Annotated in this window: 19 protein-coding genes; 14 read left to right on the top strand and 5 right to left on the bottom strand. The window is 72.2% G+C overall.

The genetic code is table 11. The features are described from left to right. Nucleotides 1–15 precede the first annotated feature (15 nt). Genes atpD through AOM03_RS08125 form a run of 7 tightly spaced genes read left to right on the top strand, consistent with a single transcriptional unit; the run spans nt 16 to nt 5,961 of the window. Nucleotides 16–1,494 (top strand): F0F1 ATP synthase subunit beta, encoded by a 1,479-nt coding sequence (atpD, locus tag AOM03_RS08155; protein WP_062380216.1) that lies wholly within the window; start codon nt 16–18, stop codon nt 1,492–1,494. Nucleotides 1,495–1,496: 2 nt separating this feature from the next. Continuing rightward, entirely contained in the window at nt 1,497–1,811 is a 315-nt protein-coding gene (locus AOM03_RS08150) for a F0F1 ATP synthase subunit epsilon (RefSeq protein ID WP_082092266.1), read from the top strand. Nucleotide 1,812: 1 nt separating this feature from the next. Further along, complete coding sequence (gene nucS / locus AOM03_RS08145) at nt 1,813–2,508, top strand: endonuclease NucS (RefSeq protein WP_062380214.1); 696 nt, start codon at nt 1,813–1,815, stop codon at nt 2,506–2,508. A gap of 43 nt (nt 2,509–2,551) precedes the next feature. Further along, nucleotides 2,552–4,009, top strand: a complete 1,458-nt coding sequence (locus tag AOM03_RS08140) for a glycoside hydrolase family 1 protein (protein ID WP_082092265.1) — start codon at nt 2,552–2,554, stop codon at nt 4,007–4,009. Nucleotides 4,010–4,059: 50 nt separating this feature from the next. Continuing rightward, complete coding sequence (locus AOM03_RS08135; RefSeq protein WP_062380212.1) at nt 4,060–4,362, top strand: Rv1322 family protein; 303 nt, start codon at nt 4,060–4,062, stop codon at nt 4,360–4,362. A 43-nt stretch (nt 4,363–4,405) separates the two neighbouring features. Beyond that, nucleotides 4,406–5,179, top strand: coding sequence for an alpha/beta hydrolase (locus AOM03_RS08130; RefSeq protein ID WP_169746422.1), 774 nt, complete (start codon nt 4,406–4,408; stop codon nt 5,177–5,179). Nucleotides 5,180–5,205: 26 nt separating this feature from the next. Next, on the top strand, nt 5,206–5,961 hold the full coding sequence (locus tag AOM03_RS08125) for an alpha/beta fold hydrolase (RefSeq protein ID WP_062380208.1): 756 nt from the start codon (nt 5,206–5,208) through the stop codon (nt 5,959–5,961). A 34-nt stretch (nt 5,962–5,995) separates the two neighbouring features. Here the strand turns inward: AOM03_RS08125 and AOM03_RS08120 are convergent, their stop codons facing one another. After that, nucleotides 5,996–6,424, bottom strand: a complete 429-nt coding sequence (locus AOM03_RS08120) for a hypothetical protein (RefSeq protein WP_062380207.1) — start codon at nt 6,422–6,424, stop codon at nt 5,996–5,998. 10 nt (nt 6,425–6,434) lie between these two features. Next, entirely contained in the window at nt 6,435–9,983 is a 3,549-nt protein-coding gene (locus AOM03_RS08115) for a hypothetical protein (RefSeq protein ID WP_156157681.1), read from the bottom strand. 146 nt (nt 9,984–10,129) lie between these two features. Between AOM03_RS08115 and AOM03_RS12905 the strand changes: the two genes are divergently transcribed. Genes AOM03_RS12905 through AOM03_RS08100 form a run of 3 tightly spaced genes read left to right on the top strand, consistent with a single transcriptional unit; the run spans nt 10,130 to nt 13,153 of the window. Next, complete coding sequence (locus AOM03_RS12905; RefSeq protein ID WP_174441937.1) at nt 10,130–11,251, top strand: hypothetical protein; 1,122 nt, start codon at nt 10,130–10,132, stop codon at nt 11,249–11,251. Next, nucleotides 11,248–12,234 (top strand): DUF8094 domain-containing protein, encoded by a 987-nt coding sequence (locus AOM03_RS08105; protein ID WP_062380201.1) that lies wholly within the window; start codon nt 11,248–11,250, stop codon nt 12,232–12,234. The genes AOM03_RS12905 and AOM03_RS08105 overlap by 4 nt, the downstream gene beginning before the upstream one ends. A 7-nt stretch (nt 12,235–12,241) precedes the next feature. Continuing rightward, nucleotides 12,242–13,153, top strand: coding sequence for a co-chaperone YbbN (locus AOM03_RS08100; RefSeq protein WP_062380199.1), 912 nt, complete (start codon nt 12,242–12,244; stop codon nt 13,151–13,153). 265 nt (nt 13,154–13,418) lie between these two features. Here the strand turns inward: AOM03_RS08100 and glgB are convergent, their stop codons facing one another. The 3 genes from glgB to AOM03_RS08085 form a co-directional block, all read right to left on the bottom strand. After that, nucleotides 13,419–15,587, bottom strand: a complete 2,169-nt coding sequence (glgB, locus tag AOM03_RS08095; protein ID WP_062380197.1) for a 1,4-alpha-glucan branching protein GlgB — start codon at nt 15,585–15,587, stop codon at nt 13,419–13,421. A 30-nt stretch (nt 15,588–15,617) separates the two neighbouring features. Continuing rightward, nucleotides 15,618–17,621 (bottom strand): alpha-1,4-glucan--maltose-1-phosphate maltosyltransferase, encoded by a 2,004-nt coding sequence (locus tag AOM03_RS08090; RefSeq protein ID WP_062380196.1) that lies wholly within the window; start codon nt 17,619–17,621, stop codon nt 15,618–15,620. A gap of 103 nt (nt 17,622–17,724) precedes the next feature. After that, nucleotides 17,725–18,741, bottom strand: a complete 1,017-nt coding sequence (locus tag AOM03_RS08085; protein ID WP_062380194.1) for a LacI family DNA-binding transcriptional regulator — start codon at nt 18,739–18,741, stop codon at nt 17,725–17,727. A gap of 184 nt (nt 18,742–18,925) precedes the next feature. Between AOM03_RS08085 and AOM03_RS08080 the strand changes: the two genes are divergently transcribed. The 4 genes from AOM03_RS08080 to AOM03_RS08065 all read left to right on the top strand — a co-directional run bounded on the left by AOM03_RS08080 (nt 18,926) and on the right by AOM03_RS08065 (nt 24,977). Further along, a complete protein-coding gene (locus tag AOM03_RS08080; RefSeq protein WP_062380192.1) occupies nt 18,926–20,947 on the top strand; it encodes a beta-galactosidase in 2,022 nt (673 codons plus the stop codon). 159 nt (nt 20,948–21,106) lie between these two features. Beyond that, nucleotides 21,107–22,372 (top strand): sugar ABC transporter substrate-binding protein, encoded by a 1,266-nt coding sequence (locus AOM03_RS08075; RefSeq protein ID WP_062380190.1) that lies wholly within the window; start codon nt 21,107–21,109, stop codon nt 22,370–22,372. Nucleotides 22,373–22,476: 104 nt separating this feature from the next. Continuing rightward, a complete protein-coding gene (locus AOM03_RS08070; protein WP_082092263.1) occupies nt 22,477–24,093 on the top strand; it encodes an ABC transporter permease subunit in 1,617 nt (538 codons plus the stop codon). Then, nucleotides 24,093–24,977, top strand: coding sequence for a sugar ABC transporter permease (locus tag AOM03_RS08065; protein ID WP_062380187.1), 885 nt, complete (start codon nt 24,093–24,095; stop codon nt 24,975–24,977). Before AOM03_RS08070 ends, AOM03_RS08065 begins: the two co-directional genes overlap by 1 nt. Nucleotides 24,978–25,023: the final 46 nt, after the last annotated feature.

Raw genomic sequence — 25,023 nt, 5'->3', positions numbered from 1 at the left:
GGAAGCGAGAGATCCATGACCATCACCGCAGAGAACGCCTCGGCCCCCGCGGCCGACGAGCCCGCCATCGGCCGCGTCGCCCGCGTGATCGGCCCGGTCGTCGACATCGAATTCCCGGCCGACGCGATCCCGGACATCTACCACGCGCTCAAGGTCGACATCGACCTCACGGCGCAGGGCGAGGACGAGGGCATCCTCCACATGACCCTCGAGGTCGCGCAGCACCTGGGCGACAACATGGTGCGCGCGGTCGCGCTCAAGCCCACCGACGGCCTGGTGCGCGGCGCCCAGGTGGTGGACACCGGCGCACCCATCTCGGTGCCCGTGGGCGACGTGACCAAGGGCCACGTCTTCAACGTCATCGGCGACGTGCTCAACGCCCAGGAGGGCGAGCAGATCGAGATCAACGAGCGCTGGCCCATCCACCGCAAGCCCCCGGCCTTCGACCAGCTCGAGTCCAAGACCCAGATGTTCGAGACGGGCATCAAGGTCATCGACCTCCTCACCCCGTACGTGCAGGGTGGAAAGATCGGCCTCTTCGGCGGTGCGGGCGTCGGCAAGACCGTCCTCATCCAGGAGATGATCTACCGCGTCGCCAACAACCACAACGGCGTCTCCGTGTTCGCCGGCGTGGGCGAGCGCACCCGCGAGGGCAACGACCTCATCGAGGAGATGACCGAGTCGGGCGTCATCAAGCAGACGGCCCTGGTGTTCGGCCAGATGGACGAGCCGCCGGGCACCCGCCTGCGCGTCGCCCTGTCCGCGCTGACGATGGCGGAGTACTTCCGCGACGTGCAGAAGCAGGACGTGCTCCTGTTCATCGACAACATCTTCCGCTTCACGCAGGCGGGCTCCGAGGTGTCGACGCTGCTGGGCCGCATGCCCTCCGCGGTGGGCTACCAGCCCAACCTGGCGGACGAGATGGGTCAGCTCCAGGAGCGCATCACCTCGACCCGTGGCCACTCGATCACCTCGCTGCAGGCGATCTACGTGCCGGCGGACGACTACACCGACCCGGCGCCGGCCACCACGTTCGCGCACCTCGACGCGACCACGGAGCTGTCGCGCGAGATCGCCTCGCGCGGCCTGTACCCCGCGGTGGACCCGCTCGCCTCGACGTCGCGCATCCTGGACCCGCGCTACGTGGGCCGCGACCACTACGAGACCGCGAACGCCGTGAAGTCGATCCTCCAGCGCAACAAGGAGCTGCAGGACATCATCGCGATCCTGGGTGTCGACGAGCTGTCCGAGGAGGACAAGATCATCGTCGCCCGCGCGCGCAAGATCCAGCAGTTCCTGTCGCAGAACACCTACATGGCGACGCAGTTCACCGGCGTCGAGGGCTCGACCGTGGCGCTCAGCGAGACCGTCGAGGCCTTCAACGGCCTGGTCAACGGCAAGTTCGACCACATCGCCGAGCAGGCGTTCTTCAACATCGGTGGCCTCGAGGACCTCGAGCGCAACTGGGCCCGCATCCAGAAGGAGATCGGCTGACCATGGCCGGTCCTCTCACCATCGACGTCGTCGCCCCCGACCAGGTCCTCTGGTCGGGGTCGGCGGAACGCGTCATCGCGCCCACGGTCGAGGGCGAGATCGGCCTGCTCACGGGGCACGAGCCGATCCTGTCCGTCCTCAAGGAGGGCGTCGTGCGCGTGCGCGGCGGCTCCGACGGCGACGCGGAGTTCGAGATCTCCGGCGGCTTCGTGTCGTTCGACCACGACGTGATCACGATCGTGGTCGAGCCCCGGCCCGAGCCGGTCGAGGAGCCCGCCCCGACCGCCGACGCCGAGGAGCCCGCTTCGGCGGAGTGACATGCGCGTGGTGATCGCGCGCTGCGCCGCCCGGTACTCCGGGCGGCTCAGCGCCCATCTTCCCCTGGCCACCCGGGCCATCATGGTCAAGGCCGACGGGTCGGTGCTGCTGCACTCCGACGGCGGCTCGTACAAGCCGCTCAACTGGATGAGCCCGCCGTGCACCACCCGCTCGGTGGACGTGCCCGACGAGGCCGCCGAGCGCGGCGTGGTCGAGCTCTGGGTGGTCCAGCACGAGAAGGCGGACGACCGCCTCGAGATCGAACTGCACGAGGTGCTGTCCGACACGTCGCACGAGCTCGGGGTGGACCCCGGGCTCATCAAGGACGGCGTCGAGGCGCACCTGCAGGAGCTGCTGGCCGCGCAGATCGCGCTGCTGGGCGACGGCCACACGCTGGTGCGCCGGGAGTACATGACGGCCATCGGCCCGGTCGACATCCTCGCGCGCGACGCGGCCGGCGCCTCCGTGGCCGTGGAGATCAAGCGCCGGGGCGAGATCGACGGCGTCGAGCAGCTCACCCGCTACCTCGAGCTCATGAACCGCGACCCGCTGCTGGCTCCCGTGTCCGGCGTCTTCGCGGCGCAGGAGATCAAGCCGCAGGCGCGCGTGCTCGCCGAGGATCGCGGCATCCGCTGCGTGCTCCTCGACTACGAGGCGATGCGCGGGGCCGAGGACCTGTCCGACCGGCTGTTCTGACCGACCCCGCGCGCGTGTCGGTGCCCGTGGATACGCTGGCCGCATGACGACGACGTTCCCTCCTGGATTCCTGCTCGGCGCCGCGACGGCGTCCTACCAGATCGAGGGGGGCGTCGCCGAGGGCGGCCGCGGTCCATCCATCTGGGACACCTTCTCCCACACCCCGGGCGCCATCGTGGGCGGGGACACGGGCGACGTGGCGTGCGACCACTTCCATCGGTGGGAGCGCGACGTCGACATGATGGCGGACCTGGGACTGGAGGCGTACCGGTTCTCGATCGCCTGGCCCCGGGTCCAGCCCGGCGGCGCCGGCGCCTTCAACGGGGAGGGCATCGCCTTCTACTCTCGCCTGGTCGACCGGCTCGTCGCCAAGGGCATCCGGCCCATGGCGACGCTGTACCACTGGGACCTGCCGCAGGAGCTCCAGGACGCGGGCGGCTGGCTCAGCCGCGACACCGCCGACGCGTTCGTCACCTACGCGGTCCGGATGGTCGAGGAGCTGGGCGACCGCATCGGCATCTGGGCCACCTTCAACGAGCCGTGGGTGAGCGCGTTCGTGGGCTACGGCTCGGGCGCGCACGCCCCGGGCACGGCCGACGAGGCCGAGTCGCTCACCGCCGCGCATCACCTGCTGCTCGCCCACGGCCGGGCCGCCCGCGCGATCAAGGCGGTCCGCCCCGACCTCCGGGTGGGCATCGTCAACAACGCCCACACCCCGCGCCCGTGGGACCCGTCGCACGACCGGGACCTCGCGGCCTCCGCGCACATCGACGCGCTGGGCAACCGCATGTTCCACGAGCCCTTCACCCGCGGCGCCTACCCCCAGGTCCTGCTCGACAACACCGCGCACGTCACCGATTGGTCGTTCGTGCACCCCGGCGACCTCGAGCAGATGCGGGGGACGGTCGACTGGTTCGGCGTGAACTACTACGCCTCCCACCTGGTGCGGCACAACGCGGCCAAGCCGGCCCATGCATCGTCCGTGGCCACCCTGGCCGACGGCCATCCGGTGGCCGAGGGCACGTGCTGGCCCGCCGACCAGGAGATCGAGTTCATGCCGCTGCCCGGGCCGCACACCGCCATGGGGTGGAACGTGGACCCGGGTGCGTTCACCGCGCACCTGCTGCGCCTCCAGCGCGACTACGGGCTGCCGCTGTACGTCACGGAGAACGGCTCGGCCTGGGACGATGCGGTGGACCCCGACGGCCGCATCCGCGACCTCGACCGGGTGAGGTACGCGCACGACCACCTGCTCGCCGTGCTCGACGCGGTGGCCCAGGGCGCGGACGTGCGCGGGTACATGGCCTGGAGCCTCATGGACAACTTCGAGTGGGCGCAGGGATATGCGAAGCGGTTCGGGATCGTCCGGGTGGACTACGACACCCTGGTGCGGACCTGGAAGGACTCGGCGTACTTCTACCGGGAGTGCGTCGCCCGTCGCGCGGTCGTGCCGCTGGGGGAGCTGGAGGCGTGCGTCGAGACGCCGCCGCGCTCGTACTGAGCGCGGCCCGGGCGGATCGGCGGGGGCGCGGATTCCTTAGACTGGGGCGCATGCCGTCCGGTCGTCGCTCCTCCAAGCGCCCCTACGGGCGGCCCCACGAGGAGCTCGACGTCGACCGCGTGTGGGGCAACCGCGCCCGCCTCCAGCCCGGCCCACGCGGCGAGGACTACTACGTCGCCATCCCGCGCCCCACGGACCGCACCTACGTGTGCCCCGCGTGCCAGGGAGAGATCAGCGGGGAGGTCCAGCACATCGTCGCCTGGCCCGCGGACGGCCTCTTCGGGGCCGATGCCGCGGCTGGGGACCGCCGGCACTGGCACACGGGGTGCTGGAACAGTTTCGGGCGCCGGTGAGTTGCCCCGGGCGTCGACGCCGAGCAGGTCGCGAAGGAGAGAGATGGCCGAGGGAATCGCTGCCGGTATGGCAGAGCCGGGCACGGCGGAGCGGGTCGAGCTGCGGTCGATGACCGTGCTGCCGGCGGACCGGCAGGACATCGAGCTGCGCACCGAGGACGGGCTCACGCTCGTGGGCGAGCTCGCGCTGCCCGCGGAGGGGCCGGTGCTGGGCACGCTCATCACGCTGCACCCGCTGCCCACGCACGGCGGGTTCATGGACTCCCACGTGTACCGCAAGGCGGCGTGGCGGCTGCCGGCGCTCGCGGGGCTCGCGGTGCTGCGCTTCAACACCCGCGGCACGTCGTCGCCGCGCGGCACCTCCGAGGGCGCCTTCGACGGGGGAGAGGCCGAGGGCGCGGACGTGCGCGCCGCGGTCGACTACGCGATCGCCCACGACCTGCCGAATCGGTGGCTCGTGGGCTGGAGCTTCGGCACCGAGCTGGCGCTCAAGCACGGCTCGGGACTCGACGTGGAGGGGGCGATCTTGCTCTCCCCGCCGCTGCATCGTGCCGGGGAACGGGACCTCGAGGCCTGGGCCGCGACGGGCAGGCCCGTCACCGCGCTGGTGCCGGAGCACGACGACTTCCTCCAGCCCGCCGAGGCGCGCGAGCGCTTCGCGCCGCTCACCCAGCTCGAGCTCGTCGACGTGCCCGAGGCGAAGCACCTGTGGGTGGGGGAGAGATTCGTGCGCATCGTCCACGACGCGATCGTGGCGCGCGTGGTCCCCGAGCGTGCGCCGCTTCCCACCGAGGTCCCCGCGTCCATGGTGGAATGAGGGCGACGCGACCTTAGGAGAAACCCGTGAGCCTCGTCCCAGACGGCACGCCCCTCGTCCTCCTCAACGCCTTCCCCGTCGACCGCGCGCAGTGGGAGCCGCTGCTCGCGGCGCTCGACGCGGTACCGGGCGACATCATCACGTTCGACGTGCCCGGGATCGGCGACATGCCGCTGCCCGACGACGAGCCCTCGCTCGAGCTCATCGCGGACGCCGCGGTGCTCGCGATGCGCGAGGTCACCGGCAAGGAGCGCGCCGCGTGGGTGGGCTGCTCGATGGGCGGCTACGTCGCGATGGCGGTGGCCGAGCGCCACCCGGAGGCCGTCGCGGGCCTGGGGCTGATCGGCACCAAGTCCACCGCGGACACCGACGAGGCGCGGGAGGGGCGGCTGGCGCTGGCCGAGTCGCTCGAGGACGCGCCCGGGCACCCGGACCCGCGGGCGGCCGCGGAGCCCCTGCTCGGGACGGTCGGCGAGGGCCGCGAGGCGCTCGTGGAGGCGGTCGCCGCGAACATCGGCCGTCACCGTGGCGACGGGATCGCCTGGGGGCAGCGCGCGATGGCCGCGCGGCCCGACCGCACCGCGGTGCTCGCCGGGCTCGATGTGCCGGCGTTCGTCGCGGTGGGGGAGCACGACGGCTTCACGGGGCCCGATGCCGCCGCGGTGATGGCCCGGGCGCTCGGCGTCACGCCCACGGTGATCCCGGGGGCGGGACACCTGGCCGCGTTCGAGGCGCCGGAGGCCGTGGCGCCGCTGGTCGCCGACCTGCTTGCGCGGGTGTAGGGCGCTCGGGTGTAGGGCGCGGGTGTAGGGCCGCTCAGCCCCAGGAGTTGCCGGCCGCGAGGCGGTTGGCGAGCGCCTCGGTGAGCGGGAGCGATTCGCCGTCGCGGGCGCCGCGGCCCAGCTCGAGCGGCGCATCGGCGGGCGGCACGGTCGCGCCCCTCAGACGCTCCGCGAGGCCGCCGGCGCACTGCATCACGTAGAACATCCCGTCCGTGCCGACGGCGACGGACCGGTCGCGCTTGAGGTACCACCCGTGCAGCGGGGTGCGGTAGCGGCCCCGGCCCGAGTACGCGCGCGCCGTGAGCGGCTCCGGCGCGATGCCGGCCGCGACGGCGTCCTGGGCGAAGCGGGCGCACAACTCGCCCGCCTGCCGCGCCTCGAGCGCCCGCCGCCGGTCGAGCGCGTCCGCCATGCGCAGGGCGTCGTGGCGGTCGTCGTCGGCCCGGCGGCGGTCCTCGGTCATCGCGTGCCCGTCAGCGGTCGCCGGCGTCCACGCCGACCTCGTCCGCGTCGTGCGCGGCCTGCAGGCGGCTCGCCTTCGCGAGGTTGCCCACCGGGTCCGCGGAGAGCAGCCCGCGCAGGTCGTCGAGGTACGTGGTGATCGACTCGCGCTGGCGGTTGAGCTCGTCCACCTCGCGCTGCGCGCTGGTGCGCTCGCGCTCGGCGTCCGCCACGGCCTCGGAGATGATCGACTCGGCGTGCTCGCGCGCCTCGGAGACGATCTCGTCCGCGTTGTGGCGCGCGTTCGACAGCAGGGTCTGCGCGTGGGACTCGGACTCGCGGCGCACCGACTCGGCGCGCTCGAGGGTCTGGCTGAGCTTGTCCTCGGCCTCCTCGACGCGGCGTCGCGCGTCGTCGACCATCGCGGTCGTCTCCGCGGTCGCCTCGTCGTGGCGGCGCGAGAGCTCCTGCTCGGCCTGGTCGCGGCTGGTCGCGACCTCGAGCTCGAGGTCCTCGCGGGTGCGGCGGGCCTCCTCGCGGGCGGCCTCCGCCTCCTGCTGGGCCTCCTCGCGCAGGCGGGACGTGTCCGTCTCGGCCGTGGTGCGCAGGCGCTCGGCCTCCGCCGTGGCGTTGGCGATCGTGTCCTTGGCGTCGCGCTGCGAGGCGGCCTGGAGGTCCGAGGCCTCCTGGCGGGCGCGGGCCAGCGCGGACTCGGCCTCACGGTTCATGCGCGTGGTCTCGGCCTCCGCCGCGGAGCGCAGCTCGGCGATCTCGGCGCGGACCGTCGAGCGCAGGTCCGCGGCCTCGGCCTCGGCGCCCTGGCGCAGCTGGAGCGTCTCGGTGGTGGCCGCCGCGCGCAGGCCCGCGACCTCCTCATCGGCGACGCGGCGGGCCTCGGCGGCCTGGCGGCGCACGTCCTTGTGGTGGGCCTCGGCCTCGGCGCGCAGCGTGGCGGCCTCGTCCTCGGCGGCCGCCCTCAGCTCGGTCAGCTCGGCGTCGACGGCGTCGCGCAGCTGCGCGGCCTCCGCCTCGGCGGCCTCGCGCGTGGCGGTCGCGAAGGTCTCGGCCTCGCGGCGCTGCTGGGCGGCGTACGCGTCCGCGTCGCGGCGCTGCTGGGCCGCGTAGGCGTCGGCTGAGCGGTGCTGCTCGGCCGCGTACTCCTCGGCCTCGTTGCGCTCCTTGGCGACGAACGCATCGGCCTGGCGGTGCTGCTCCGCGACGTAGGCGTCGGCCTCGCGGCGCTGCTCGGCCGCGTAGCCGTCGGCCTCGCGACGCTGCTGGCCGGCGTAGTTCTCGCCCTCCTGGCGCTGCTGCGCGACCCACGCCTCGGTGGCGTCGCGCAGGCCCTGGGCCCAGTCCTCGGTCTCGTGGCGCTGCCCGGCGATCCAGGCCTCGGTCTCGGCGATCTTCGCCACGGACTCGTCCTCGGCCTGGCGGCGGGTCTCCGAGGCGTACGCGTCGGCCTCGCGGTGCGTGTCCGCGGCGCGCTGGTTCGCGTCCTCGCGCACCTGCTCGGCGTAGGCGTCGGCCTCGCGGCGGGTCTCGCCGGCGAACGCGTCCACCTCTCGGCGGGCCGCGGACGCGTAGGCGTTCGCCTCGTCCTTGGTCTGGCCCGCGTAGGTGTCGGCGTCGCGGTGGATCTCGGAGGCGTAGGCGTCTGCCTCGCGGTGGGTGTCGGCCGCGTAGGCGTTCGCCTCCTCGCGCACCTGCTCCGCGTAGGCGTCGGCGTCGCGGCGCTGCTGCTCGGCGTACGCGTCGGCCGCCCGGCGGGTCTCGGAGGCGTAGGCGTCGGCCTCGCGGCGGGCCTCGTCGGCGCGGGCGGTCGCCTCGTCCTTGGTCTGCACGGCGTAGGCGTCGGCCGTGCGGCGGGTCTGGGCCGCGTACGAGTCGACCTCGCGGCGCACCTCGCCGGCGTGGGCGTTGGCCTCGTCCTTGGTCTGCTCCGCGTAGACGTCCGCCTCGCGACGGGTCTCGGAGGCGTACGCGTCGGCCTCGCGGCGGGCCTCGTCGGCCTGCGCGTTCGCCTCGTCCTTGGTCTGCACGGCGTAGGCGTCGGCCTCGCGACGGGTCTCGGTCGCGTAGGACTCGGCGGCCCGGCGCTCCTCGCCCACCCAGGCCTCGGTCTCCTTGGTGAGTCGCGCGACGTCCGCGTCGGCATCGCGGCGGATCTGGGTCGCGTACGCGTCGGCCTCGCCGCGCTCGGCGGTCGCGTAGGCGTCCGCCTCCTGACGGGTGGCGGCGGCCCAGGTCTCGGTCTCCTGGCGCAGCCCGGCGGCGTAGGCCTCGGCGGACTCGCGCAGCTCGGCGGCCTCGGCGTTGACGCGGCCGCGCAGCTCGGTGGCCTCGCGCTCGGCGGCGGCGCGCAGGTCGGCTGCCTCCTGGCCCGCGGTGTGGCGCAGGGCGGCCACCTCCTCGCCGACCGTGTGGCGGAGGTCGGCGGCGTACGCATCCACGTCGCGGCGCTGCTGGCCGGTCTCGCGCTCCGCGAGGGAGCGCAGGGCGGCGGTCTCCTCGTCGGCACGCTTGCGCAGGTCGGCCACCTCGGCCTCGGCGGCGGCGACCAGCTCGGCCGCCTTTTCCTGGGCCGCGGCGCGCGCGGCCTCGGCCTCGGTGCGGAGCGAGGCCGCGTCGGACTCGGCGCTGATGCGCATGTCGGAGGCCTCGGCCTCCGCGACGGCGCGCACGCTGGCGGCCTCGCGCTCGGCGTCGCCGCGGAGCTGCTCGGCCTCGGCGGCGGCGGCCGAGCGCAGCGCCGCCGCCTCGTCGCGGGCGTCGGCGGCCTTCTGGGCCGCCTCGGCGGTGAGGCGCTCGGTCTCGATGCGGGTGGTCTCGGCGAGCTCGTCGGCCTCCGCCTGGGTCGTGGCCAGGAACGTCGCGGCCTCGTCGCGCAGACGCGCGGACTCCTGGTGCGCGTGCGCGAGCTTGGTCTCGGAGTCGGCGCGCGCGGCGTCGAGCACGTCGGAGGCCTCGCGCTGGCTGCTCACCCGCAGCTCGGCGGCCTCGCGCTCGGCGGCGGCCTTGAGCCCGTGCGCGTCGCGCTCGCCCTTGGCGCGGGCCTCGGCGGCCTCGGCCTCGGCGGCGGACTTCACGCGCTCGGCGTCACGACGGGCGCGCTCGACCACCTCGCCGGCCTGACGGTCGGCGGACTCGCGCACGGACGCGGCGGCCTGCTCGGCCTGGGTCTTGATCTCGTCGGCCTCGCGGCGGCTCTGCGCGAGGATCTCGGCGACCTCGTTGTCCGCACGCGCGCGGAGCTGCTGGGCCGAGACCGTGGCACGGGCCACCGTGTCCTGGGCGTGCGTGTTCGCGCGCGCCACCACGTCGGAGGACTGCTCCTCGGCCGAGCGCAGCAGCTGCTCGACGCGGGCGCCCAGCCCCTTGTAGGTGGGTGCCTCGGCCTCGCGCAGCGACTTCTGCGCCTCCTCGAGGGAGGAGCGCGTCTGCTGCGCCTCGCGTCGGGCCGCCTCGGCCGCGTCCACGCTGTCCTTGATCCGGTCCTCGAGCCGCGCGATGTGCGCCGCGACGGCCTCGCGGTCGTAGCCGCGCATCGCCACCGGGAACGGAAGGTTTTCGTCTGCCATGACACTCCTTGTTCGCGCCGGCGGTGTCGCCGGTCGCGGAATCCGCCACCCAGGGTAATGTGCCCGCGGCTGCCGGAACAAAGCCGCGGCGAGCATCGTTCGTTGCCTGTCTCGTAGAGTGAGAGGCGAACGAACGGAGAACACCTGTGACTTTGCGCACAACGGCGCTCATCGCCGGCGCCCTCGGGCTGCTGCTGCTCATCGGCGGGCTCATCGCCGACGCGATGCGTCCCGACGAGTACGGCACGCCCCGCGCGGACCTGGACACCCCCGTCGTGGTGCTCGGCGCGGACATGCTCGCGATCGCCCCGGGCGGCACCCTGACCATCGAGGGCGACGGCCCGATCGTCGCGTACGTGGGTCGCGCCGTCGACGCCGATGCATGGCTCGCCACGCGCGAGGCCACCGAGGTCACCGGCGTGCCGCTGTGGGAGGAGCTCTCGACCGAGTCCTACGAGGCGCAGGCGGCCTCGCCGTCGCCCTCGCCCAGCGCATCGGCCTCCGCATCCCCGTCGGCCTCGCCGTCCGCCTCGCCCGAGGCGTCTCCGGAGGCGTCTCCGGAGGCGTCTCCGGAGGCGTCGCCCAGCGCGTCCCCGTCCGCCTCCGCCGAGCCGGAGCCCGAGGCCGCGATCGACGACATCTGGCGCGAGTCCTGGGAGTCCGACGGCACGCTCGAACTGTCCGTCGACCAGATCCCGGTGGGCGTGACCTTCGTGGCCGAGTCCGTCGACGGCGAGCCGCTGACCGCGGTGCAGATGCGCATCGACCGCGTGATCGACGACGCGTGGATCACGCCGCTCAAGTGGTGGGGCGCCGCGCTGGCCGCGGCCGGCCTCATCGCGCTGATCTTCCTGCTGGTCGATCTGCGCTCCGCACGCGCACGTCGTGAGGAGGCGGTCGCAGAGCGTCGTCCCAAGGAGCAGGCGAACCCGGGTGGACGCCGCGCGGCCCGCGAGGCGGGACTGGGCACCGTCACCGGTGGCATCCCGATGGTGATCGGAGACGATGCACCGGTCGCCGAGGGTGAGGGCGCGGCTGACGGGGTCGCGACTGAGGCCGAAGCTCCCGAGACCGATGCGCCCGAGCGGCGATCGCTCATCGATGCTTCGGACGCCGAGGACAAGGAAGAGGCGCCAGTGGCCGAGGCCGACGATGCGCCGGAGGCCGACGATGCGCCTGATACCGACGATGCGCCGGAGGCCGACGATGCGCCGGAGGGCGTCGCGGACGACCTCGACGCCGACGACGACAAGGAGGAGCGCGCATGAGAAGGACCGCCCAGGCGGCTGCCGCCGCCCTCACGCTCGGCCTGCTGGCCGCCTGCACGCCCTCCGTGCCGCAGCCGGTGACCGCGCCCGAGGACCCGCAGACCTCCGCGCTCCTGCAGCCGCAGGTGGACCGGATCCTCGAGTCGACCTTCGTGGAGCTCGACGCCGCCGACGAGGCGCGTGATGCATCGCTGTTGGGAGTCCGCATCGCTTCCGATGCGAAGCTGGTGCGCTCCGCCGAGTACTCCAAGGCGGCAGCCGAGGTCGCGGACGTCGACGACATCCCTTCCGAGATGCAGGCCGTGTACGTGTCCCGGTCCGAGGACTGGCCGCGCCTCATGGCGGCCGTCACCGCGCAGCCGGACGACGACCAGACCCCCGTCGTGATGATGTGGCTCCAGGAGGACGTGGACTCCGATTACCACCTCATCCGATATGCGCACATGATCCCGGGGGCGACCCTGCCGGCCATGCCGGGCGTGGCGGCCGGCGCGGTCGAACTCGAGCTTGACGCGGGCGGCCTGCAGAAGACCCCCGAGGCCGCGATCGCCGACTACCTTGAACTGGTCCGCCAGGGCGAAGACTCCGATCTCAACGACGACTTCGCGGAGGACTCGTATCGCTCGCAGATCTGGTCGCAGCGGTCGGAGTACTCGGCCACGGCCGAGGAGGGCAGCGGCGAGTTCGTCGAGACCTTCCAGGGGAATCTGCAAAGCACGTTCGCGCTCCAGGCGGCAGACGGTTCGGCGCTCCTGTTCGCCCCTGTCTACGTGAGGTCCGTTCTTTCGGTGACCGACGGCGCAAGTATCACGATCCCCGAGAGCCAGGTGCCGGTCCTCGCGGGCGGGAGCGACAACAAGAGCAAGATCACCTACGAGTACTACGATCTGCTCGTCATCCACATTCCCGCAGAGGGCGCCGACGGCAAGCCTGCGCTCGTCGCAGCGGACCATAACCTCACGAGGGCCACCTCGGCCGACTAGGAGCGTCATGACCGACATCAACGGCCAGCTGCGCGGAGCCGTCGACCTCGCCGCGCTCGCGGCGCAGAACAAGCGGGCCGAGTCCGGCCTCGAGACGATCGACGAGGCGCAGCTCCAGGAGCTCGCCCAGACCTCGATGACCACGCCCGTGGTGATCGCGTTCGTGTCCTCCGTGTCGAGCGCGAGCGACCAGCTGGCGCGCGACCTCGAGACCGCGGTGGCCCAGAGCCAGGGCGCGCTGATCTCCGCAGTGTGCGACGTCGACGCTCAGCCCGCGATCGCGCAGGCGTTCCAGGTCAACGCGGTGCCGGCCGCGGTGGCGCTCGTCGGGGCGCGGCCCGTGCCGCTGTTCCAGGGCTCCGCCTCGCCCGAGCAGCTCCGGGATGTGCTGGGCCAGCTGCTGCAGCTCGCTCAGCAGGCGGGGCTGCCCGGTGCCGCCGGCGCGCAGGGCGCGCCCGGCGGGGGAGCGGGCGCCGGCGCGCCCGCCGAGCCGGCACCCGAGCCGCTGCCCCCGCTCCACCAGGCGGCCTACGACGCGATCGAGCGCGGCGACCTCGACGCCGCGGAGGCGTCCTACGACCAGGCGCTCAAGGAGAACCCCAAGGACGCCGATGCGCGGGGCGGCCGGGCGCAGGTGCGCCTCATGGCGCGCTCGCGGATGGCGGACCTCAATGCGGTGCGCGCGGCCGCGGCCGCCGACCCCGCGGACGTGGACGCCCAGCTGGCGGTCGCGGACCTCGACGTCCTGGGCGGTCAGGTCGAGGACGCGTTCGGCCGCCTGATCGACGTGGTGCGCGTGACCGCGGGCGACGAGCGCGAGCGCGTGCGCGCCCGCCTCATCGAACTCTTCGACGTCTCCGACCCCGCGGACCCGCGGGTGCTCCAGGCGCGCCAGAAGCTCGCGTCCGCGCTGTACTGAGCGGGGCGTCCCCCCTCCACACAGGCAGGTCACCTCTCCACACAGGCAGGTCACCTCTCCACACAGAAGCGCCCCTTGGCCGGACCTCATGGTCCGGCCAAGGGGCGCTTCCGTTGATCTAGCAGGCATGTCACTGCTCCACACGGCGAGCCAGGCGACTCGCTGTGTGGAGCAGTGACGCGCGTGTGTGGAGCAGTGATTCCCGTGTGTGGAGCAGTGACGCGCGTGTGTGGAGCAGTGACGCGGGTGGGTGAGGCGGCCGGCGTCAGCCCTGAGCCGGGCGCAGCACCAGCGCGCCGAACGGAGGCACGCGGAGCTTCGCCGAGGCCGGGAAGCCGTGGCGCGGCGTGTCCGTCGCGTGCACGTAGCCGCCGTTGCCCACGCCGGACCCGCCGTACAGGTCGGAGTCCGAGTTGAAGACCTCGCTCCAGCCGCCCGCCTGGGGCAGCGCGAGCTCGTAGTCCTCGTGCGGGATGCCGGCGAAGTTCACGACCACCGCGACCATGCCGCCCTGCGAGTCGAAGCGCAGGTAGGACAGCACGTTGTGGTCCGAGTCGTCGGCGTCGATCCACTGGAAGCCGCCCGGCTCCGAGTCGCGCTCGTACAGCGCGGGCGTCTCACGGTAGAGGCGGTTGAGGTCGCCCACCATGCGCTGGACGCCCGAGTGCAGCGCATCGTCCAGGTGCCACCAGTCGAGCGAGCGGCTCTCGCTCCACTCCCCGTACTGGCCGAACTCGCAGCCCATGAACAGCAGCTGCTTGCCGGGGTGGGTCCACTGGTAGGCGAGCAGCGAGCGCAGGCCCGCCATCTTCTGCCAGTGGTCGCCGGGCAGCCGGTCCACCAGCGAGCCCTTGCCGTGGACCACCTCGTCGTGCGACAGCGGCAGCATGAACTGCTCGGAGAAGGCGTACATCAGCGAGAACGTGACCGAGTGGTGGTGGTAGGAGCGGTGGATGGGCTCCTCGCCCATGAACCGCAGGGTGTCGTTCATCCACCCCATGTTCCACTTGAGGCCGAAGCCCAGGCCGCCGTGGTTGGTGGGCTGGGTGACGCCCGGCCACGCGGTGGACTCCTCGGCGATCATGGTCACGCCGGGGGAGGTGCGGTACGCCGTCGCGGTGACCTCCTGGAGGAAGGCGATGGCGTCGAGGTTCTCGCGCCCGCCGTGCTCGTTGGGCCGCCACTGGCCCTCCTCGCGCGAATAGTCGAGGTAGAGCATCGAGGCCACGGCGTCGACGCGCAGGCCGTCCACGTGGAACTCCTGCAGCCAGTACAGCGCGTTCGCGACGAGGAAGTTGCGCACCTCGGTGCGGCCGAAGTCGAAGATGAACGTGCCCCAGTCGGGCTGCTCGCCGCGCATCGGGTCGGCGTGCTCGTACAGCGGCGTGCCGTCGAAGCGGCCCAGCGCCCACTCGTCCTTGGGGAAGTGGCCGGGGACCCAGTCGAGGATGACGCCGATCCCGGCCTGGTGCAGGCGGTCGATGAGGTGGCGCAGCTCATCCGGGCTGCCGAATCGGGAGGTGGGGGCGTAGTAGCCCGACACCTGGTAGCCCCACGAGCCGCCGAACGGGTGCTCCATGACGGGCAGGAACTCGACGTGGGTGAAGCCCAGCCGCTGGACGTACTCGACGAGCTCGTCGGCGAGCTGGCGGTAGCCCAGGCCCATGCGCCACGAGCCCAGGTGGACCTCGTAGACGCTCATTGGGCTGCGGTGCGCCTGCGCGTCCGCGCGCTCGCCCAGCCAGGCGGAGTCGCCCCACGTGTAGTGGCTCTCCTCGACGACCGATGCGGTGCGCGGCGGGTGCTCGGCGCGACGCGCGAGCGGGTCGGCCTTCTGCAGCCAGTTGCCGTTGCGGTCGAGGATCTCGAACTTGTAGGCGGTGCCGGCGCCGATGCCCGGGATGAACAGCTCCCACACGCCCGACGAGCCCAGCGAGCGCATCGCGTGACCGGCGCCCTGCCAGTGGTTGAAGTCGCCCACGACGCGGACGGCGCGGGCGTTGGGGGCCCACACCGCGAAGCCGGTGCCCTCGACCTGGCCCAGCACGGAGTCGAACCGGCGCACGTGCGCGCCGAGGACGTCCCACAGGCGCTCGTGGCGACCCTCACGGATGAGGTGGAGGTCGAGCTCGCCCAGCAGCGGCAGGAAGCGGTACGGGTCGTCCGCGACCCACTCGTCGGTGCCGTACACGGCGCGGATGCGGTAGTCGGGGACCTCCGCGGTGGGGACCACGGCGCGCCACAGGCCGTCCTGCTCGTGCTCGGCCGCGTACCGGCCGTCGATCGTCTCGATCTCGACGGAGTCCGCCATGGGGCGGTAGACCCGCACCGTGAAGCCCGACGGGCCCTGGTGGGGTCCCAGGACAGCGTGGGGATCGTGGTGCACGCCCCCCGCGATGTCCGCCAGAACCGCCGTGTCGACCTGCTTAGCCATGGATAACCGCCTTGGTTTCGTGTGGATGCGTCATTCGGGCCGGACGGCCGCCACGTGCGCCATCGCGCCTGCGGGGTCGAGCCTGACGTAGAACTCCTTGCCCCAGGTATACACCGCACCAGTGAGCTCGTCGTCCACGGTGACCCGTGCATCGTCCCGCAGGCCCAGCGACGCCAGGTCGAGCGTGACGGTGCCCGCCTGGGCGTGGTGCGGGTCGAAGCTGACGACGACGATCACCGTGTCCGCCTCGCCGGTGGGGGACTCGTCGGCGGGGACATGGCGGCTGAAGCACAGCAGCTGGGGGTTGGTGGTCGGGTGGACCTGGAGCCCGCGCAGGCGGCGCAGCGCGACGTGGCGCGCGCGCGTCTCGTTCAGCCGGGTGAGCAGGGAGCGGATGCCGTAGCGGTCCGCGTCGTCCCAGTCGCGGGCCTTGAACTCGTACTTCTCGTTGTCGATCTGCTCTTCGACCCCGGGGCGCGGCACGTTTTCGACGAACTCGTAGCCGGTGTAGATCCCGTAGGAGGGCGCGCCCGTCGCGGCGAGCACCGCGCGCATCCGGTACAGCGGCGCGCCGCCGTCCTGCATGTCGGGCGTGAGGATGTCGTGCGTCGTGGGCCAGAAGTTGGGCCGCATGTAGAAGGACGCGTCGCCGGAGATCTCCTCGAGGTACTCGGCCATCTCCTCGGCGTTCTGGCGCCACGTGAAGTAGGTGTAGCTCTGGTGGAAGCCGATCTTCGCGAGCGTGTGCATCATCGCGGGGCGCGTGAACGCCTCGGACAGGAAGATCACCTCGGGGTGGTCCGCCGCGATCTCGCCCAGCAGGCGCTCCCAGAAGCTCAGCGGCTTGGTGTGCGGGTTGTCGACGCGGAACAGCGTGACGCCCGCGTCGATCCACACGAGCAACATGTCGCGGATCGCGGTGTAGATGCCCTGGGGGTCGTTGTCGAAGTTCAGGGGGTAGATGTCCTGGTACTTCTTGGGCGGGTTCTCCGCGTAGGCGATCGTGCCGTCGAGACGCGTGGTGAACCACTCCGGGTGCTTCTTGACCCACGGGTGGTCGGGCGAGCACTGCAGCGCGATGTCGAGCGCGACCTCGAGGCCCTGCTTGTGGGCGGAGCGCACGAACGACTTGAACGACTTCATGGTCCCGAGCTCGGGGTGGATCGCGTCGTGGCCGCCCTCGGCCGCGCCGATCGCGTACGGGCTGCCCGGGTCGCCGGGCTCCGTGGTCAGCGTGTTGTTCCTGCCCTTGCGGTGCGTGGTCCCGATCGGGTGGATGGGCGTGAGGTAGACGACGTCGAAGCCCATCTCCTTGATGGCGGGCAGGCGCTTGGCGGCCGTCTCGAACGTGCCGGACGTCCACTCGCCGGTCTCGGGGTCCTGCACGGCGCCCTCCGAGCGCGGGAAGATCTCGTACCAGGAGGACACCAGCGCGCGCTCGCGCTGGATCTCGAGGGGGTACCTGCGGGACCTGGTCACCCAGTCGCGCAGCGGCATCGTGCGGAGCACCTCGCGCACGGCGGGCGCGAGGGCGACCGTGAGGCGCTGCGCGGGCTCGAGCGACTCGTCCTGCAGCGCGGCGATCGCGTCGGCGATCAGCGCCTGCTTCGCGGCCGGGCGCTTGACCTCGGTGCGGGCGCGGGTGAGGACCTCGACGCCCTCGTCGAGCATGAGCTGCACGTCGACGCCGGCGTGGATCTTCACCTCGGCGGCGTGCGCCCAGGTGGCGACGGGGTCCGACCACGCCTCGACGCGGAAGGAGTACCGGCCCGGCTTCGTGGGGATCCACACGGCCCGGTAGCGGCTGGTGCCGAAGTCGTCGAGCGGCATGGGGATGACCTCGCTCTTGCCGCGCGCACGGGTGATCACCACGTTCGCGCCCTCGCGATCGTGCCCCTCGCGGAAGATCGTGGCGGTGATGGGGACCGCCTCTCCCACCACAGCCCGCGCGGGCCAGCGTCCCTCCTCCAAGGAGGGGCTGACTGCGACGATGGGGATACGGCCGACGGACAGGTCTTCACGCGACGGTGCCATGGGTCGAACCTACCTGCATACCGTTGTCATGTGTGAGCCCCGGGGCGGGGGCGGGCGAGGGGTCGCGGCGAGGGTCGGGCGACGGTGCGGGGAGGGCGGCGGGTCAGGCGGAGTCGCGCACCACGAGCGACCCGGGCAGGGTGCGCGCGGCGACCTCGCCGCCGTCGATGATGCCCACGAGCAGGTCGACCATCTGCGCCGCGATGTCCTCGAACGGCTGGTGGACGGTGGTGAGGGGCGGGTTCGCGGTGGCGGCCTCGCGCGCATCGTCGAACCCCGCGACGGCGACGTCCTCGGGCGTCCGCAGTCCCGCCTCGCGCAGCGTCTCGAGCGCGCCCAGGGCCATGAGGTCCGATGCGGCGAAGACGGCGTCCGGGCGCTCGGGGGCGGCGAGCAGCGCCCGCATCGCGGCGCGGCCCGACTCCCGCGAGTAGTCGCCGGGCGCGACGAGCGCGGGGGTGAACCGCTCGCCCAGCTCCTCGCGGAAGCCGGCCAGGCGGTAGCGGCCGCCCGGCGTGTCCGGCGGGCCGGTGATCATGCCGATGCGGCGATGCCCCTGGGAGATCAGGTGGCGGGTGAGGGTGCGGGCCGCCTCGACCTCGTCGATCGCGACGCTCGCGACGTCCGCGAGGTGACCCAGGGGAGCGCCGCAGGTGACGGTGGGGACGCCCGCCGCGATGAGGCCGTCGAGCAGCGGGTCGGACTCGTGCGCGGAGATGAGCATGACGCCGTCGACGTGCCCGCCGGTCACGTAGGTGGCGATCCGGGCGCGCTCGTCCGCGGTGCCCGCGACGAGCAGGACCAGGGTCATCGACCGCCGCGCGAGCTCGTCGAGGGCGCCGCGCAGCAGGCGCGAGAAGGTCGGGTCCTCGAACAGCAGGTGGTGCGGCTCGGTGAGCAGGAAGGCCACGGAGTTCGCGCGCCCGGTCGCCAGCGAGCGGGCGTGGTGGTTGGCCTGGTATCCGGTGGTCTCGATCGCCTTCTCGACGGCCGCCTGCGCCTCGGGGGACACCCACCGGCCGCCGTTGAGCACGCGCGAGACGGTGCCGCGGGAGACTCCCGCGACCGCCGCGACGTCGCGGATGGTCGGCTTGCGGCGGGCGTCGGCGGGGGTGGGCATGCGCCCGAGGGTAGCCCAGGCGGGGGACGATGCGCGGGGGCGGCCGGTTTGCATCCGGCCGGGATCCCGGGGTACAACTGTGCACGGTCCCAGCCGGGGCCGCCGGCCGGACCTCGGGTCCGGTGAGGAGAGACCGCCAACGAGGGCGCCGCCGCGCGGCCTCGACCCGCACGCGAGGAGCGACGTGACGAACTTCAGCTGGCCGCAGGTCGACGGGCTCGCCTACGGAGGCGACTACAACCCGGAGCAGTGGCCGCGCGAGACGTGGCGCGAGGACGTGGCGCTCATGCGCGAGGCCGGCGTCAACCTGGTCTCCGTCGGCATCTTCTCGTGGGCCATGCTCGAGCCGCGCGAGGGCGAGTACGACTTCTCCTGGATGGACGAGCTGCTCGACCTGCTCCACGAGCACGGCATCGCGGCGGACCTCGCCACGCCCACGGTCGCCCCGCCCGCGTGGTTCTACGCCAACCACCCCGACGCGCGCGTCATCGACAAGGACGGCCTCGTGGTGGGTCCCGGCTCGCGCGGCATGGCCTCGCACAGCCACCCCGCCTACCAGGAGGCGTGCGTCCGCATCTCGCGCAGGCTGGCCGAGCGCTACGCCGACCACCCGGCCGTGGTGATGTGGCACGTCCACAACGAGTACGGCGTGCCGGTGGGCGAGGACTACTCGCCGGCCGCGGTCGCCGCATGGCGGGAATGGCTCAAGGCCCGCTACGGCTCGCTCGACGGACTCAACCAGGCCTGGGGCACCATGTTCTGGGGCCAGGTCTACGGCGAGTGGGAGCACGTGGGCGCCCCCGCCAAGACCGCCACCACCGGCAACCCCGCGCAGCAGCTCGACTTCATGCGCTTCACCGACGACCAGCTGCGGGCCTGCTTCTCGCGCGAGAAGGCCGCGATCCGCGAGTTCGCGACCCAGCCCGTCACCACCAACTTCATGGCGCACCAGTCGTGGAACTGCGACCTGTGGAAGTGGGCGGAGCTCGTCGACGTGGTCGCCGACGACCACTACCTGTGGGCGCCGGACCCCGAGGCGCACGTGGCGCTGGCGCTGTCCGCGGACCTGACCCGGTCCGTCGCCCGCGGCCGCCCGTGGATCCTCATGGAGCACTCGACCTCCGCGGTCAACTGGCAGGGCCGCAACGTGGCCAAGCGTCCGGGGGAGATGCGTCGCAACGCGCTCACCCACCTGGGCCGCGGCGCCGACGCGATCATGTTCTTCCAGTGGCGCGCCTCGCGCTCCGGCGCGGAGAAGTTCCACTCCGCGATGGTGCCGCACGCCGGCCCGCGGTCCCGCGTCTTCCGCGAGGTCGTCGAGCTGGGCGGGCACCTCGCGGACCTCGCGCCCGTGAAGGGCTCGGAGGTCCGGGCCGAGGCCGCGGTCCTGTACGACTGGGAGTCGCTCTGGGCGCAGGACCTCGAGTGGCGCCCCTCGGACGACGTCCAGTTCCGCGAGCGCATGCGCGCCTTCTACGAGCGGCTGTGGCGCGACAACGTCACCGTCGACTTCGCCCTCCCGACCCACGACCTGTCCGCGTACAAGCTGGTGGTGGCCCCCGCGTCGTACCTGCTCACCAAGGACGGCGCGGAGAACCTCACGCGCTACGTCGAGGGCGGCGGCACGCTGCTGGTGAACTTCTTCTCCGGCATCGTCGATGAGAACGAGGCGGTGCACGCGGGCGGCTTCCTCGCGCCGCTCAAGGACGCGCTGGGCGTCACGGTCGAGGAGTTCCTGCCGCTGCGCGAGGGCGAGGGGGCCTCGGTCCGGTGGGCGCGCGGCGAGGAGACGCTGCTGCCCGCCGACGTGTGGCAGGAGGACATCCAGCTGCACGGTGCCGAGGTGGTCGCGGAGCACATCTCCGGGCCGGGCGCCGGCAAGCCCGCCGTCACGCGCCACGAGCGCGGCGCGGGTGTGGGCTGGTATGTGGGCACGCGCCTGGACGTGCGCTCGCTCGCGCCCGTGTTCGAGGCCGCCTACGCGGACGCGGGCATCGTCCCGGACCGGCTGCCCGAGGACCTCGAGGTGGTCACCCGGCACGGCGACGGCGAGGACTTCGTGGTCGCGGTCAACCACGCCGACGCCCCGGCCCGGCTCCCGCTCGCTGGCACGGACCTGCTGACGGGCGCGGTCGCCGACGGCGACCTGGAGATCCCCGCGGGCGGCGTGGCCGTGGTGCGTCGGCCCGGAGGCGCCATCGCCTGAATCCGCGTGCGGGCGCCGCGCACCGTGGTCATGACCACCCAGTGCAAGCGCTTACACTTGACTTCGTCGATCCCCTCCGGGGGATGCGAAACCCCAAACGTCGCGATGGAGCGAACTCGCCAGAGGCGCTCCCCGCGACACAACTCTGGAAGGAAAACCATGCACAAGAAGATCGGGATGGGAGCAGCGCTGCTCACCTCCGTCGCGCTGCTCGCCGCCTGCGGCGGGTCCGCCGAGGACACCGCCGCCGACGTCGCCGCCGAGCCCACCGCGGAGGAGACCACCGCCGCCGAGGAGACCACGGCGCCCGAGAGCACCGCCGAGCTGGTCGTGTGGGTCGACGAGAACCGCGAGGGCGCCGTCGAGGCCGCCGCCGCGACGTTCGAGGCCGAGACCGGCGCGACCGTGACGCTCGTCCAGAAGAACTTCGAGGACATCCGCGCGGACTTCATCTCGCAGGTGCCGACGGGCGAGGGCCCCGACATCACCGTGGGTGCGCACGACTGGCTGGGCGCGCTCGTCGAGGCCGGCGTGGTCAACACCGTCGACCTGGGTGCCAACGCGGACTCGTTCGCGCAGGTGGGTCTGGACGCCATGAGCTACGACGGCCAGCAGTACGGCATGCCGTACGCGCTCGAGGCCATCGCGCTCGTCCAGAACGTCGACCTCGTGGGCGCCGAGGCCCCCGCGACGTGGGACGACATGATCCAGGCGGGCATCGACGCCGGCGCGGAGCGCCCGTTCTGCATCAACACCGCGGGCGAGACCGGCGACGGCTACACCATGTACCCGCTGCAGACCTCGTTCGGCGCCCCCGTGTTCGTCCAGGAGGACGGCTCCTACACCTCCGAGGTGGGCATGGGCGGCGAGGCCGGCCTGGCATTCGCCAACTTCCTCGCGGAGAACGGCGAGGCCGGCAACGGCTACATCTCGACCACCGTCGACTACGCGATCAACAACGAGCTCTTCAACTCGGGCGAGTGCGCCTTCACCATCCAGGGCCCCTGGGCGCTGGGCGAGTTCGGCGACGTGAACTTCACGGTCAACCCCGTGCCGTCGGCCGGTGGCGAGACCGCCGCCCCGTTCGTGGGTGTCCAGGGCTTCTACGTCTCGTCGCAGTCCGCCAACACGCTGCTCGCGAACGAGTTCCTCACCAACTACATCGCGACCCCGGACGCCATGCAGGCGCTCTTCGACGCCGACCCGCGCCTGCCCGCGTTCGACGGCGTCGACACCGCGGCCGGCGGCGAGTACGTCGCGGGCTTCCAGGCCTCGGCCGAGGACGGCGTCCCGATGCCGAGCATCCCCGAGATGGGCTCGGTCTGGGACTTCTGGAACGCTGCTGAGTCCGCCATCATCAAGGGCGCCGACCCCGAGGCGACCTGGACCAAGATGATCGAGGACCTCACCGCCGCGATCAGCTGAACCCACCGTGGGGCGGGGCCGTGAGGCCCCGCCCCACGCACGCGTCGAGCCCACGCCGAGCGCGACGCAGCCCTCGCATCGGCGCTGGTAAATAAGGAGAAATGATGTCGACAGGTCCCGGCGGCACGGTGGAGGCCGCGCCTCCCAAGGCCCCGCGCGAGTCCCACGCCCGGCAGTTCCGGGGGCTCGGGGCGGGCTTCCTCGTGAAGCTCGTGCTCATGATGCTGGTCAACGCGGTCGGCCTGTCGGCGATCCTCTCCGCGTACGCCGCCGAGGCCTGGGTGATCCTCGGCGCGATGGTGGTCCTGCTCCTCGTCGCCGACTGGGTGTACTTCTCCAAGCGGATGCTGCCGCTCAAGTACATCTACCCCGGCCTGGTGTTCCTGCTGGTGTTCCAGGTGTTCACCATGGGGTACACCGCGTACATCGCGACCACCAACTACGGCTCCGGCCACAACGGGTCGCAGCAGCAGGCCGTCGACGCCGCGCTCATCCAGGCCGAGCGCGAGGTCGAGGGCTCCGCCACCTACCCGCTGTCCGTCGTGCGCGACGGCGAGACGCTGGGCTTCGCGGTCAACGAGGACGGCGTGATCCTCGTGGGCACCGAGGAGGAGCCGCTCGTCGAGGTGGCCGATGCGGTGCTCGACGACAACGGCCGGCCCGCCGAGGTGCCGGGCTGGGAGGTCATCCCGCGCGCGACCCTGCTCACCGACCAGGAGCTCGCGCAGGAGGTCGTCGACCTGCGCGTGCCCGTCTCCGACGACGCCGACGAGGGCTCGCTGCGCACCCGCGAGGGCTCGACGGCCCGCGTCTACCGCTCCTCCCTGCACTGGGACGAGGAGGCGGAGACCCTCACCAATGTCGACACCGGCGTGGTCTACACCGGCAACGAGTACGGCACCTTCGTGGGCGACGACGGCTCGAGCCTGCCCGCCGGCTGGTACGTCAACGTGGGCTTCGAGAACTTCACCAAGGCCGTCACCAGCTCCGAGTACCAGCAGCCGCTGCTGCGGGTGACCCTGTGGACCTTCGCGTTCGCGATCCTCACCGTGGCGACGAGCTTCCTGCTGGGACTGTTCTTCGCGCTCGTCTTCAACGACGACCGCATCAAGGGGCGCAAGATCCTGCGCACCCTCTTCATCCTCCCGTACGCGTTCCCGGCGTTCCTGTCCGCGCTGCTGTGGCGCGGCATGCTCAACGCCGAGTTCGGCGTCATCAATGACTGGTTCTTCTTCGGCCAGAACATCAACTGGCTGGGCGACCCGTGGCTCGCGAAGCTGTCGATCCTCGCGGTGAACCTGTGGCTCAGCTATCCGTACTGGTTCCTCGTCTGCACCGGCGCGCTCCAGGCGCTGCCGTCCGAGACCATGGAGGCGGCCCAGATCGACGGCGCGAGCAAGTGGCGGCAGTTCCGCTCGATCACCTTCCCCCTGCTGATGGTGTCGACCGCGCCCCTGGCCATCGCATCGTTCGCCTTCAACTTCAACAACTTCACCATCATCTACATGCTCACCAACGGCGGGCCACGGTTCACCGACACGAGCGTGCCCATCGGCTCCACCGACATCCTCATCTCCGCGATCTACCAGATCTCGGGCGTGGCGGGCGGTCGTGCCGACTACGGCCTCGCGGCCGCGCTGTCCATCGTCGTGTTCGTCGTGGTCGGAATCGTCTCCGCGATCGCGTTCCGGCAGACCCGCAAGCTCGAGGAGATCCAGTGATGTCCACCACCACGACTCCCGTCCGACGCAGCCCGTCGCGCCGCCGCCGCTGGTGGGGCGAGGTGGGGTGGAAGTACCCCGTCGCGGCGCTGATCATCTTCTACGCGACCTTCCCCCTCGTCTTCGTGCTGTCCGCGGCGCTCGACGAGCGCGGCAGCCTGTCCAGCGCCTCGAGCCTGTTCGCGACGATCAGCTTCGACAACTTCGCCAACCTCAACAACACGAGCTTCTGGACCTGGGTGGGCAACACCCTGTTCATCGGCGGCGTGTCCGCCTTCGGCGCGGTCCTCATGGGCGCCTGTGCGGCCTACGCGTTCTCGCGCTTCCGCTTCCAGGGCCGGCGCTTCTCGCTCACGAGCCTGCTCATCATCCAGATGTTCCCGCAGACCATCGCGTTCGTCGCCGTGTTCCTGCTCCTGCTGTCGCTGGGCAACGTGGTCCCGGCGCTGGGCATCAACTCGAAGATCGCGCTGATCTGCGTGTACCTGGGCACGGCGCTGGGCGCGAACACCTTCCTCATGTACGGCTTCTTCAACTCGATCCCGGCGGACATGGACGAGGCCGCGAAGATCGACGGCGCCACCCACGCCCAGATCTTCTGGAAGCTCATCATGCCGCTGGTGACGCCCATCCTCGCGGTGGTCGGCCTGCTCGCGTTCATCGCCTCGTTCGGCGACTTCATCCTCGCGAGGATCGTGCTGGTGTCCGAGGACAACTGGACTCTCGCGGTGGGCATGTACCAATGGGTCTCGGACCAGCTGTCCGCCCGCTGGGGCATCTTCGCCGCGGGCACCATCATCGCCGCGACGCCGGTGCTGCTGCTCTTCCTCGCGCTGCAGCGCTACATCGTGGGCGGCCTGACGGCGGGCTCGGTCAAGGGCTGACGCCCGATCCTGCTCCCTCCGGACACTCCGCACCGTTCTTCTGGCC

Source organism: Demequina pelophila, assembly GCF_000971175.1.
GTDB lineage: Bacteria > Actinomycetota > Actinomycetes > Actinomycetales > Demequinaceae > Demequina > Demequina pelophila.
Note: the sequence above shows the minus strand (reverse complement) of the source record. Positions and strands in the feature narration are given on the sequence as shown.